Here is a 12,942-nt window from a genome sequence, read left to right as displayed (position 1 = left end):
TTCTGTATCATTCCCTCATTATACTACTTTTCCCTCTATTGGTACAGTTTCTAATACATTATTGTCCGGGCAGAAAATCCATAGGCTTTTGGAAAAACGGTCTTGGCCCGTTTTTTTGCACAATCTCCCAATTGCCTCCATTTGTTTGGTTGACTTTTCTTTCCCCTTGCCCCATAATGGCAGGGAGATTCCGCCTGCCCTTTTTCGGACAGGCGTCACAGGAGGACGCGATTATGAAAACCATCCTCGGCATTGACATCGGCGGCACCACCACAAAAATCGTGGGGCTTGACCATACCGGCAGTCTCCTCTCCACCCTCCGGGTTCAGGCGGAGGACCCCCTCACCAGCCTCTACGGCGCGTTCGGCAGCTATCTCTCCGGCAACGGCCTCGCCCTGGGGGACGTGGGCCGGGTGGTTCTCACCGGCGTAGGGGCCTCGTATGTGGAGAGGGACATCTATGGCCTGCCCACCTGTACGGTGGACGAGTTCACCGCCAGCGGCACCGGGGCCCTGGCTATGTCCGGGCAGCAGCGGGCCGTGGTGGCCACCATGGGCACCGGCACCGCCTTCCTCTGGGCGGAGCGGGGCAAGGGCGTCCGGCATCTTTGCGGCAGCGGTATCGGCGGCGGCACCCTGGGGGGCCTTTGCCGGAAGCTGGTGGACATGGAGCGCTTCGGCCAGATCAAAAAGCTGGCGGAGCAGGGCGACCTGGGAAAGGTGGACCTGACCATCCAGGACATCACCCCGGACCCCGCCGCCACCCTGGACCCCACCCTCACCGCCGCCAACTTCGGCAACCTCTCCGAGGACGCCGCCCCCGCCGACCTGGCCGCCGGGGCGGTGAATCTGGTGCTCCAGGCCATCGGCACCATGACGGTGCTGGCCTGCCAGTGCTGCGGCTGCGACACGGTGGTGCTCACCGGCTCCGTCACCACGCTGTCCCAGGTGCGGCCCAATTTTGAGAACTTCCAGCGGCTCTATGGCATCCGCTACATCGTCCCGGAGCGGGCCACCTTCGCCACGGCCATCGGCGCGGGGCTGTACAGCCTGGAGCAGAAGGCGGTGCGGGGATGAATCTGGAGGCCCTGCGGCTGGCGGAGGAATTCTTCGCCCGAAAGCCGGAGGCCCTGCCGTCGGCGCGGGCCTTTCTTCTGGGCGCGCTGGAGCGCTGGCCGGAGACGGAGATCGTCACCCAGAAGTCCCAGGTGGGTCTCCGGGATCCCAGGCCCTACTGCGCCCTGACGGCTCCGGGAGCGCGCGTCCGGGGCCGCCCCGTGCCGGGAGCGCTGCTGTCTTTGTTCCTCCCCCGCCCTCTGGAGACGGAAACCCTCCTCCTGGCGGTGGAGGCCTATCCGGGGCGGTTCACCAATCACCTGGTTCTGCCGGAGAATCCGGCGGACTTTGACGGGGACCTCTGGTCCTGGACGGAGGAGGCCCGGCGGTTCCGGTGCGGGAAAATGGAATCCCGCCGTTGCAAAACCGGGCAGAATGGGCTATGATAGCTCTATATAAGTACCGGGCGCAACCGCCCGAAGGAAGAGGCAGGCGAGGGTTCTCATGAAAATATCCCTGGTGATTATGGCGGCGGGACTAGGCACCCGTTACGGCGGAAACAAGCAGACGGACGGCATTGGCCCCCACGGCGAGATGCTGATGGAGTACTCCATCTACGACGCCCTTCGGGCCGGATTTCACAAAGTGGTCTTCATCATCAAGCCGGAGATGCGGGAGGGGATGGAGGCGCTCTTCGGCCGCCGCTTGGCCGGGAAAACCGCCCTGGACGGCAGCCCGGTGGAGACGGCCTACGTCCATCAGGACTTCTCCTCCATCCCCTCCTTTTATTCCATCCCCCCGGAACGGACCCGCCCCTTCGGCACCGTCCACGCCCTGCTCTGCGCCGCGGAGGCGGTGGAGGAGCCCTGCTGTGTCATCAACGCCGACGACTTTTACGGGCTGGACGCCTATCAGGCCATGGCCCGGGAGCTCCGCCGCCTCCCCGAGGCGGGGCAGGCCGCCATGGTGGGCTATCTGCTGAAAAACACCGCCAGCCTTTACGGCGCCGTCACCCGCGGTATCTGCGCCCGGCGGGAGGGCTTTTTGGAGAGCGTCCAGGAGACCCGCAATATCCAGCTCTGCCCCGACGGCACCCTCCGGGACCTGGGAACGGACCGCCTCCTGGACCCCAACGCGGTGGTGTCCATGAACTTCTGGGGCTTCATGCCCTCCATTTTCCCCGTCCTCCGGCAGGATTTTTCGGACTTCCTCCGCGCCGCCGGGGACGACCTCCGGGCCGAGCGGCTGCTGCCGGAGATGGTGGACCAAAAGCTCCGGGAGGGCACGCTGCAAGTCTCCGTCCTCTCCTCCGCCGGGCAGTGGTTCGGCATGACCTACCGGGAGGACCGGGAGGCCGTGGCCCAGGCCCTGCGGGAGCTCCATGACCGGGGCGCGTACCCGGAACATCTCTGGGACTGAGGGGCCCCGCCCCGGACCGCCGCTCCCCCTCCTCCGGGCGAAAAATCTGAGATAATTTGTCACCAAATTTTTAACAATTTGTTTCGACTTTTTTCGAGGGTTTTCGCGTATAATAAGGGCAGGTGATTTCCCGGCCCCTCCTCAGGGGGGAGGCGCGCTGCGGGATGGAGATACATGGGGAAGGAATCGGACATATGGAGGGAAAACGGAAACGGCGGCTGCCCGGGGTGGCGGCCGCTCTGGCGGCGGTGACTCTGCTGACCACCGGCGCGTCCAGCGGCGCGGCGGTAAGCTCGCCTTTGGAGGAGTGGGGCGCCTTCGAACCAGCCAAGCGGGAGACGGCGATCCACGTATTTTGGAAGAAGACGCCCGGGAACGGCCTTCCGGAGCCGGACGGCCTCAAGGAAAAGGCCCTGCCGGAGGGAGCCGGAGAGGGCACCTTCTCCCCCGTGGCGGAGAGCGAGGCCGTGGAGGATACATATTTTGAGGACGCCGTGTTTCTGGGGGACTCCCGGACGGAGGGACTCTCCCTCTACAGCGGCCTGAAGACCGGCCATTTTTACACCGCCGTGGGCGCGACGGTGGAGTCCGTCTTCTCCAAGAACGTCTGGAAGACCGAAAGCGGGGAAAAGGTTCCCCTGCTGGACGCCGTGGCGGCCCAGCCCTGCGGAAAGATTTACATCATGCTGGGCGTCAACGAGCTGGGCTGGACCAAGACCTCCAACTTTCACGACCAGTACGGCAGGCTTGTCGACCGGCTGCGGGAGGACCATCCGGAGGCGAGAATCGTCCTCCAGTCCATTCCCCCGGTCAGCGCCAAACAGGAGGCCAAGCAGAGCTATGTGAACAACGCCCGCATCCTTGTCTACAACGAGGTAATCCGGACCTTGGCGGAGGAGAAGCAGTGCGATTTCCTGGACGTGGCGGAATGCCTCACCGGCGAGGACGGCCTGCTCCCGGCGGATTTGAATTTTGACGGCATCCACCTGAATCCCGCCGGATGCCGGATTTGGCTGAACTATCTCCGGACCCACAGTCTGGAGGAAGACGCCTAGCGGCGTGCAAAAAGGCAGAGGCCACCGGCCTCTGCCTTTTTATGTCTTCCGCCGTCTCCTTCTCACACCATGGCCCCGGCCCGCTCCCGCCGGCGCTCCAGAACCGGACGCTCCGCCGGTGCGGTCCGGTGGGGCGGCTCCGCCGCAGCAGTGGCGCGTTCCGCCAGCCGCTCCCGGGCCACCGCCAGCATCAGCTTGATGCGGTTCTCCTGGTTCACCCGGGTGGCGCTGGGGTCGTAGTCGATGGGGGTGATGTTGGCCTGGGGATAGAGCTCCCGGATTTTGTTGATCATGCCCTTGCCGCAGATGTGATTGGGCAGGCACCCGAAGGGCTGGGCGCAGACGATGTTCTCATAGCCCGCCCGAACCAGTTCGATCATCTCGGCGGTGAGAAGCCAGCCCTCTCCCATTTTATCCCCCACGCCAATGACGCCGTCCGTGAGGCGGACCAGCTCCCGGAACGGCAGGGGCGCGTGATAGCCGTTGTCCTTCAGAACCTGGATGACCACGCTCTCCATGCTCTCGATGTACTTCAGGATGAAATCGGACATGTGCTTTTCCAGGAAGCTGCCGCCATAGAGCCGGGCGGTCTCCGAGGGGTTGTAGGCGCAGTATTGCAGGAAGCCCATCAGCCCCGGCAGATTCACCTCGCAGTCCTGGGAGGCGAGGAACCGCTCCAGGTCGTTGTTCCCCAGGGGGGAGTATTTCACATAAATCTCGCCGACCACGCCCACTTTTATCTTTGGCGTCCGGCGGACGGGAACGGCGGCGAACTCCCGGGCAATCTCCGGCATGGCGGCCTTCATCTCCCGGTGGGAGTAGCCCCTGTCCGCCCGGACCCAGCCGCAGATGGTCTCCAGCCACCGGTTCTGGAGGGCTTCCGCCGCGCCCTTCTCCACCTCATAGGGCTCCGTCTGAGCCCGGAGGGCAACCAGAAGGTCGCCGTAGTAGATCACCGCCAGGAGCTTGCGCAGAAACGGCAGGGTCATGGGGAAGCCGGAGTCCTTCTCCAGGCCGGAGAAGTTCAGGCTGACCACCGGCACCTGGGGATAGCCCGCCTTCACCAGGGCCTTGCGGAGCAGGTGGATGTAGTTGGACGCCCGGCAGCCCCCGCCGGTCTGGGTGATGATGAGGGCGGTGTGGTCCAGGTCGTACTTCCCGGAGGCCAGGGCGTCCAGAAACTGGCCGATGACCAGCAAGGCGGGATAGCAGGTGTCGTTATGTACGTACTTGAGCCCCAGCTCGCTGACCTGACTGCCGCAGTTTTCCAGCAGCTCGCAGGTGTAGCCTGCCTGCTCCATGGCCGCGGCCAGAATCCGGAACTGCACCGGGGCCATATTGGGGATGAGGATTTTATGGGTCTTCTTCATCTCTGATGTGAATTTGGGATACTGCATCGCTTCCATCATAGGCTCACTCCTGTTCCTCCAGGGCGGCGAAGAGGCTCCGCAGGCGGATGCGCACCGCGCCCAGGTTCGTGATTTCGTCGATTTTCAGCTCTGTATAGAGCTTTCCTCCGGCCTGCAAAATGGCCTGGGTCTCGTCGGTTGTAATGGCGTCCACGCCGCAGCCGAAGCTGACCAGCTGCACCAGGTCGCAGTCCCGGTTTTCACAGCAGTACTTGGCGGCGGCGTAAAGCCGGGAGTGGTAGGTCCACTGGTTCAGCACCGCAGTGGGAAATTTTTTCACCAGACCGGAGACGGAGTCCTCCGTCACCACCGCCGCGCCGAAGCGGGTCAGCAGCGTGTCGATGCCGTGGTTGATCTCCGGGTCCACGTGGTAGGGCCGCCCCGCCAGAACGATGATCCGCCGGCCCTCGGCCCGGGCCTGGTCCATAATCCGGGCTCCTTCCCTGCGAACCTGGGCCATGTGGTGGGCGTACTCGGCATAGGCGGCGTCGCTGGCCTCCCGGACCTCGGCCCGGGTGAGGTCCGGAAAGTACCGCCGGAGAATGTCATGGATTTTCTTGGTGAAGTCCTTGGGCCGGTGAAGGCCCACGTAATCGTAGATCAGCCGGGTTTCTTTGACCTCCGGGCAGTTCCCGGCGATGACCTCCGGGTAGTAGGCCACGACGGGACAGTTGTAGTGGTTGTCCCCCAGGCCCTCGTCCAGATTATAGGTCATGCAGGGATAGAAGATGGCGTCCAGTCCCAGTTTTGAGAGGAACTGAATGTGCCCGTGAGCCAGCTTGGCCGGGAAGCAGGCGGTGTCGCTGGGAATGGTGGCCTGCCCCTTGAGGTAGAGGTCCCGGCTGGAGAGGGGGCTGTGGTACACGGCGAAGCCCAGCTTCGTAAAGAAGGCGTGCCAGAAGGGCAGCAGCTCCCACATGTTGAGGCACAGCGGAATGCCGATCTTTCCCCGCTTCCCGGGGACGGGCTTATAGCCCAAAATCAGCTTCCGCTTATAGGCGTAGAGGTTCCGCTCCCCGGAGTCCGCCTTTCCCGTGACGGGGCGGTCGCAGCGGTTGCCGCTGAGGAAGGTCTCCCCCTTGGCGAAGGTATTTATGGTCAGCTGGCAGTTGTTGCCGCACAGGCCGCAGACCCGGCTCTCCGTCTCCTGGGAGAAGCCGGCCAGGGTCTCCCGGTCCAGCAGGGCGCTGGTCTGGTTGGGGGCGGCCTTGCTCCGGCCGTAAAGGGCCGCGCCAAAGGCCCCCATAAGTCCGGCGATGTCCGGGCGGATGACCTCCACGCCCATCTCCTTCTCAAAGGCCCGGAGCACCGCCTCGTTGTAAAAGGTGCCTCCCTGCACCACCACATTCCGCCCCAGCTCCTCGGGGCTGGAGGCCCGGATTACCTTATAAATGGCGTTTTTGACCACGCTGATGGAGAGGCCCGCCGAGATATTCTCCACGCTGGCCCCGTCCTTCTGGGCCTGCTTCACGCTGGAGTTCATAAAGACGGTGCAGCGGCTCCCCAAATCCACGGGCCGCCGGGCGAAGAGGCCCAGCTGGGCAAAGTCCTTCACGTCGTGCCCCAGGGCCTGGGCAAAGGTCTGGAGAAAGCTGCCGCAGCCGGAGGAGCAGGCCTCGTTGAGGAAAATGTTGCTGATGGCCCCGTTCTCGATCTTGAAGCACTTCATGTCCTGGCCGCCGATGTCGATGATGAAGTCCACGTTGGGCAGGAAGTGCCGGGCGGCGGTGAAGTGGGCCACCGTTTCCACCACGCCGTAGTCGGCGTGGAAGGCGTTTTTGGCCAGGTCCTCGCCATAGCCGGTGGTGGTGACGGAGGCCACGTGGAGGGCCGGGTGCTCGTCATAAAGCCGCTGAAGCACCCCCCGGATCAGGGGCACGGGGTTGCCCAGATTGGGCCGGTAGTCCGTAAAGAGCAGCCGGGCCTCCTGGTCGATGACCGCCACCTTCACGGTGGTGGACCCGGAATCCACGCCAATGTGAACGGGGGCGGAATAGTCCGCCCCAAAGGGAGCCCGGGCCACCTTCGCCCTGGCATGCCGCTGCTGAAAGGCCGCGTACTCCTCCTGATTTTCAAACAGCGGCGGCTGGCTCCGGTAGGTCTCGGAGGCGCCCCGCTCCCGGAGCCGGTCCGCCAGCCCCTTCAAGTCGAAGGTCTGGTCCGCGCAGAAGGCCGCTCCCAGGGCCACGAACAGCAAGCTGTTCTCCGGGCAGGTCCCCGCCACGTCCAGGGTCCGGTCAAAGCTCTCCTGCAGGCACCGGGAGAAGGTCAGCGGTCCCCCCAGATAGAGGACTTTTCCCCGGATGGGCCGCCCCTGGGCCAGGCCGGCGATGGTCTGGTTCACCACCGCCTGATAGATGCTGGCGGCGATGTCCTTGGCCTGGGCCCCTTGGTTGATGAGGGGCTGCACGTCGCTTTTGGCGAAGACGCCGCAGCGGGAGGCGATGGTATACGTCTTCTCCGCCTCCAGGGCGGCGGCGTCCATATCGTCGGCGGTCATCTTCAAAAGCGTCGCCATCTGGTCGATGAACGCCCCGGTGCCCCCGGCGCAGGAGCCGTTCATCCGCACCTCCATGCCGCCGGTGAGGAACAGGATTTTGGCGTCCTCGCCCCCCAGCTCAATCACCACGTCGGTGCCGGGGGCCAGACGGCCCGCCGCCACGCGAGTGGCGAACACCTCCTGGACAAAGGGCACGCCCACGCTCTCCGCCATGCCCATTCCGGCGGAGCCGGAGATGGCCAGCTCCGCCCTTCCGGCAGGGACGTATTTCTCCGCCACCCGGCGCAGCAGCTCCTCCGCCTTTTCCAGAATGTGGCTGAAATGCCGCTCATAGGTACTGTATACGATTTTGTCCGCATCGTCCAGCACCGCACATTTGATGGTGGTGGAACCCACGTCAAGACCGATTTTCAAACTGCGCTCCTCCTTCAGGCAAACGATTACCTCCCGTGATGACAGTGGTAACCGCAGGGTATCACATTCTTTGGTATCATACACGGTTTCGACGGAATTTGCAATCGGAAATCCTTTGGAAATCTGTAAAGAAACCGTTAAAAATGGCCTGTCCCCCTGTCGCTTGCATCTCTGCGCGGGACGTGCTATACTGATTCTATTCAAGGGAGAAACGAGGCATTCCTATGGATTCCATTCTGCTGCACTGCTGCTGCGCCCCCTGCTCTTTGAGCTGCATTGACCCGCTCCGGGCCGAGGGCATCGAGCCCGTGGCCTTCTGGTATAATCCCAATATCCACCCCTGGAAGGAGTACCAGGCCCGGCGGGACTGTCTGCTGGAGTACGCCCCCGCCATCGGCATGGAGACCAGGGTTCGGGAGGACTATGGTCTCCGGGACTTCGTCCGGCATGTGGCGGGGGACCTGGACCACCGCTGCGCCTATTGCTACGAGCACCGGATTGAGGGAACGGCGCGGTACGCCGCGGAAAACGGCTTCGCCGCCTTTACCACCACGCTGCTGGCCAGCCTCTATCAGGACCACGACGGCATCGTCCGGGCGGCGGAGCGGTACGCGGCCCAATACGGCGTAGCGTTCCTGTACCGGGACTTCCGAACGAACTTCCGGGCGGGGAACCAGCGGGCCCGGGAGCTGGGGTTTTATATGCAGAAATACTGCGGCTGCGTCTTCTCGGAACAGGACCGCTACCAAAAGCAGATCGACCGGGACAAATTGAAATTCGCGGAGAATTGAAAAAGGGACCGGCGGAGACAGTTCCAGGCTGTCGAAAAGGTCTGCTAAGAGGCAGACTTTTTCATATGTATGAGGAGAGATACCGTCAAAGAAAAGCTGGCGCGGCGGATTCCGCCTGCAGGACGCTCCTTATTTATAAAGCAGAACGTGGATGCCCTTTTCGAGTATCCGCGTTTTTGGATAGACTGGGGGAGAGGCGCAAGCCTCTCCCCCCGTTTGCTCCAGCGGGAAGTTACAGGGACTTCTCGTAGGACTCGATCATCTTCTTGAACGTGTGACCCGTACGGCCTTCGAGCTGCCCGGGGCATTCTGGGCGGCCCGCAGCCCTTGCCCGAAGACTTTGCAGGTACTTGTCCGTGGTTTCCCCGGTGAAGATTTTGATTTGCAGGCGGAGAGAACCGTCGTCCTGCGGCATGGCAAAAATCTTGTCGATGTACTTGTCCACAAATTCCTTGCTGATGAGTCCTTGGGCGGCGTCCCGCTCCGCCTCCCGGAGAACCCGGCGGATGGTGTCGATGTGTTTCTTAAAATCAGCGGCGGAATCCCGCTGCCGGGTCAGCTCCTGGAGTTCCTGCCGGGCGGACGCTGCCTCCTGGGCGCACTGCTTGTTCATGGTGAGAAAATCCCTGTCGGAGAGCTCCCCCAAGGCGTTGAAGGTCAGAAGCTTCTGCTTTTTCTTCTCCGCCGTCTCGATGGTCCGCTCCAGGGCGCCGATTTTCCTTTGCAGGTCCCCGCTCTGGTCCAGGGACTTGTACATCTTAATATACTCCTCGATCAGCGCCTCAGCGTCAGTCTCCGTTTCCCGGAAAACCTCCAGCAGCAGGGGCTTTAGGTCGTCTTCGTAGACGGCGAAGGAGCCGCAGGAGTCCGCGCCGTTTTTGATTTTTCCGGAGCAGACCCACTTGCTGTTTTTCTTGCCGGTTTTATCCACGGAGTCCCGGCGGTAATAGGCCGCGCCGCAGTGGGTGCAGTAGAGCTTGCCGGTCAGGAGGTTGGCGTGGTTGCAGATGCCCTGGCGGCCCTTGACATCCTCGCTGCGTTTTTTCAGAATGGCGTTGGCTTGGTCCCACAGCTCCTCGGAGACAATGGCCGGGACAATCTCGCCGGACTCGTCCTTGAACATCACCCATTCCTCCGGTGGGAGGAATTTCTGCTTCTTGGTGAACAGGTCCACCACCTTGACCTTGTTGCCCACGTAGTAGCCTTTGTATTTCGGGTTGGAGATGACGCCGGACATGGTGGTGTGGGCGATTTTTTTCCCGTTATGGTTCCGATAGCCTTTGTTCCAGAACAGAGTCTCGATCTGCTTCATGCTGTAATCCCCGGCGGCATATAGCTCGAAGAGTTCCTGCACCATAGGCGCCTCGTCTTCGTCAATGACCAGCCGGCCGCCGTCCTTGACGTAGCCGAAGATGCGGCTGTTGCCCAGCACCACGCTTTTCTTGATTGCCTGGGCATGGCCGAATCTGACGCGGCTGGACAGTTTCCGCAGTTCGTCTTGGGCGATACCGGACATGATGGTCAGGCGGAGCTCCGAGTCCTCGTCAAAGGTGTTGATGTTGTCGTTTTGGAAAAATACCCCGACCCCGGCGCTCAGCAGCTCACGGGTGTATTGGATGGAGTCCAGGGTGTTTCGCGCAAACCGGGTAATCTCCTTGGTGATGATGAGGTCGAACCTGCGCGCCTTTCCGTCCTCCACCATGCGGTGAAAGTTCTCGCGTTTTTTCGTTGTGGCGGCGGACAGGCCCTCGTCAATATAGCCCTCTACAAACTCCCAGGCTGGATTTTTGCGAATGAAATCTTCATAATAGGTGATCTGGTTTCCCAGAGAGTTGAGCTGCTCGTCGCTCTCGGAAGACACCCGGGCGTAGTAGGTGACCCGCAGGGGGATGTCGTAAATAGACTTGGTCCTCAGAGACTGACGGATGCTGTGCAGGTCCATGACTCGCCTCCTTTTTGATTTCGTTTTATCATGTTTAGTTTGCAGTATATCACAGAATGCAAAAAAAGCAAGGGACCGCGAAAAATTCCGCAGCCTCTTGTCAGCTCAGAGCGCCGGCGCTTTCCAGTTGTTGATTTTCAATGCCATCCGGTTGCGCTCTTGTTCCGTGATGATACCTTTTTCATAGAGTATTCGGTTGTAGTAAGACAGCCAGAGCTGTCCTGCCAGGTCCCGCCGCTGTTGTGATTTTTTCCCGGACAAGGGACGCCCTCCTCTCTTAACGGAGAGGTTTTCCAGTTTTTGCTTAATTTATACCGCCCCGGTCTCACACGCGGTTTGTTGCTGGGGCCGCTCATTCTCGCGGTCATCTGCTTTGTGCCCAAGGGCGATTTTCTTTTCACGCTCCTGGCGAAGTACCTTACCTTCCGTTTCATCGTGGAGCCGGACATCCCGGCGCTGTCTGCCGCCCCCGCCCTTCCATTTGCGCCGCTATGCCCGGCGGGCGCCGGCAAAGGAACCCCCTTGCACGGACTCCACCGGACAAGCTACACTGAAACAACGATGACCGCAGCGAATCGGCTGGGTCGCCGCTCAGACTGTTTTGGAGGTGGGGATTATGGTGAGCACGATTTATGGATATGTCCGGGTCAGCGCGAAGGATCAGAACGAAGCGCGCCAGTTGTCCGCCATGCGCGAATTTGGCGTTTCGGAGGAACATATCGTGATTGAGAAAATGTCCGGAAAGGACTTTCAGCGGCCTCGATATCAGCGGCTGGTCCGGAATCTGCGGGAGGGGGATGTGTTGGCGGTCAAGAGCATCGACCGCCTGGGGCGGAACTATGAGGAAATCCTGGAACAGTGGACCGCCATCACTAAGAAGCGAAAAGCGGCCATTGTGGTGCTGGATATGCCTCTTTTGGATACTCGGCAGGGCCGGGACCTCACCGGCACTTTGATTTCCGATATCGTCCTGCAGCTGCTGAGCTATGTGGCCCAGACAGAGCGGGAGAACATCCGCCTGCGTCAGGCGGAGGGCATCGCGGAGGCCAAAGCGCGGGGGGTGCGGTTTGGCCGCAGCCGCATAGAGACCCCGGAGGGCTTCGAGGAGCTGGCACGCCAGTGGCAGGCCGGCGGAATTTCCTCCAGGCGCGCCGCGGAGAGACTCGGCATTTCTAACAGCACCTTTCTCCGCAGAGTCCGGGAAGCGTGCGTTCGCTGACGGCCCGTCTGTCTGTCTTGATTGATGAACATGAAATAGGCATTGTTTTTCCCGCCGGGTGTCTGTATAATAAGCTGATTACAATTCCGGCGGCGCCGGAAAAAGGAAGTGGTTTTTACTATGGACAGACAAAGACCCAGAGGCCGGGAGAAACATGTCACCGGACCGGCCAGACAGGTGGAAAAGCACGGCGGCGGCCTCGGTTCCGGGCCGGTGGGCGGCTCCGGCGGGCAGAGCGGCCGGAGCTCCGGCGGTACCCGCAGCGGCGGCAAAGGCTCCGGCGGCGGAATGATGAAACTCATCATCCTGCTGGCGGTGCTGCTGCTGGGGGGCGGCGGCGGCGTGGGCGCGCTGCTGGGCGGTTCGTCCGGCGGCGGACAGAGCGCCCCCATCAGTCAGACCAGCTCCTCCGGCCAGACGGGAGGGCCGGATTTCAGCGCCCTGCTTGGCAGTCTGGGGGGCGGCAGCGTCTCCGGCGGCTGGGAGGAACCGGCCAACACCGGGCGGCTGGACGAAACCGTCGCCCCGGGGGCCCGGGAAAAGTACACCCAGCTGCTGGGCGGCGGCCGGGACACCGTCACCCTCATGGTCTACATGTGCGGCACGGACCTGGAGTCCCGCAGCGGCATGGGCACCGCCGACCTCCAGGAGATGCTGGCGGCGGACTTGGGGAACAGCGTCAACCTGCTGGTCTACACCGGCGGCTGCTCCGGCTGGCGGAACAATCAGGTCAGCAGCAAAACCAACCAGATCTGGCAGGTGAAAAATGGAAAGCTGGCGTGCCTGGAAAAGGACCTGGGCGCCGTGTCCATGACGGACCCCTCCACCCTGTACGGCTACATCCGCTGGTGCGAGAAGAAGTTCCCCGCCAGCCGGTACGGCCTCATCCTCTGGGACCACGGCGGAGGGTCCGTCAGCGGCTACGGCTATGACGAGAAATTCGCCTCCTCCGGGTCCATGAGCCTCTTCGGCGTGGATCAGGCCCTGAAGGACGCCGGGGTGAAGTTCGACTTCGTGGGCTTCGACGCCTGCCTCATGGCCACGGCGGAGACCGCCCTGATGGCGGCGGAGCACGCCGACTACCTCATCGCCTCCGAGGAGACGGAGCCCGGCGTGGGCTGGTACTATACGGACTGGC

General features: G+C 62.3%; 11 protein-coding genes. 7 read left to right on the top strand and 4 right to left on the bottom strand.

The genetic code is table 11. From position 1 onward, the window contains the following. The first annotated feature begins 233 nt into the window (after positions 1-233). From QZ329_RS12935 to QZ329_RS12920, 4 genes are all read left to right on the top strand, one after another. Complete coding sequence (locus QZ329_RS12935; protein ID WP_295753275.1) at positions 234-1,076, top strand: BadF/BadG/BcrA/BcrD ATPase family protein; 843 nt, start codon at positions 234-236, stop codon at positions 1,074-1,076. Continuing rightward, positions 1,073-1,501 (top strand): hypothetical protein, encoded by a 429-nt coding sequence (locus QZ329_RS12930; protein ID WP_295753273.1) that lies wholly within the window; start codon positions 1,073-1,075, stop codon positions 1,499-1,501. The genes QZ329_RS12935 and QZ329_RS12930 overlap by 4 nt, the downstream gene beginning before the upstream one ends. A gap of 58 nt (positions 1,502-1,559) precedes the next feature. Continuing rightward, entirely contained in the window at positions 1,560-2,474 is a 915-nt protein-coding gene (locus QZ329_RS12925; protein ID WP_295753271.1) for a sugar phosphate nucleotidyltransferase, read from the top strand. Positions 2,475-2,668: 194 nt separating this feature from the next. After that, positions 2,669-3,529, top strand: coding sequence for a GDSL-type esterase/lipase family protein (locus QZ329_RS12920; RefSeq protein ID WP_295753268.1), 861 nt, complete (start codon positions 2,669-2,671; stop codon positions 3,527-3,529). A gap of 62 nt (positions 3,530-3,591) precedes the next feature. Here the strand turns inward: QZ329_RS12920 and QZ329_RS12915 are convergent, their stop codons facing one another. Further along, entirely contained in the window at positions 3,592-4,935 is a 1,344-nt protein-coding gene (locus QZ329_RS12915) for a 2-hydroxyacyl-CoA dehydratase (protein ID WP_295753278.1), read from the bottom strand. Between the two features lie 7 nt (positions 4,936-4,942). Then, entirely contained in the window at positions 4,943-7,852 is a 2,910-nt protein-coding gene (locus tag QZ329_RS12910; protein WP_295753265.1) for an acyl-CoA dehydratase activase, read from the bottom strand. 224 nt (positions 7,853-8,076) lie between these two features. On the opposite strand from QZ329_RS12910, the gene QZ329_RS12905 reads away from it, so the two are divergent. Continuing rightward, entirely contained in the window at positions 8,077-8,643 is a 567-nt protein-coding gene (locus QZ329_RS12905) for an epoxyqueuosine reductase QueH (RefSeq protein WP_295753262.1), read from the top strand. Positions 8,644-8,875: 232 nt separating this feature from the next. Here QZ329_RS12905 and QZ329_RS12900 read toward each other — a convergent pair whose 3' ends face one another. Next, entirely contained in the window at positions 8,876-10,585 is a 1,710-nt protein-coding gene (locus QZ329_RS12900; RefSeq protein ID WP_295753259.1) for a recombinase family protein, read from the bottom strand. Between the two features lie 105 nt (positions 10,586-10,690). Further along, positions 10,691-10,846 (bottom strand): hypothetical protein, encoded by a 156-nt coding sequence (locus QZ329_RS12895; protein ID WP_295753256.1) that lies wholly within the window; start codon positions 10,844-10,846, stop codon positions 10,691-10,693. A gap of 355 nt (positions 10,847-11,201) precedes the next feature. Between QZ329_RS12895 and QZ329_RS12890 the strand changes: the two genes are divergently transcribed. Next, on the top strand, positions 11,202-11,804 hold the full coding sequence (locus tag QZ329_RS12890; protein ID WP_295753253.1) for a recombinase family protein: 603 nt from the start codon (positions 11,202-11,204) through the stop codon (positions 11,802-11,804). Positions 11,805-11,924: 120 nt separating this feature from the next. Beyond that, the coding region (locus QZ329_RS12885) for a clostripain-related cysteine peptidase (RefSeq protein WP_295753250.1) at positions 11,925-12,942 on the top strand (1,018 nt) is incomplete at its 3' end.

The organism is uncultured Oscillibacter sp., from assembly GCF_910579365.1.
Classification (GTDB): domain Bacteria; phylum Bacillota; class Clostridia; order Oscillospirales; family Oscillospiraceae; genus Oscillibacter.
This window is presented reverse-complemented; position numbering and strand designations above follow the sequence as displayed.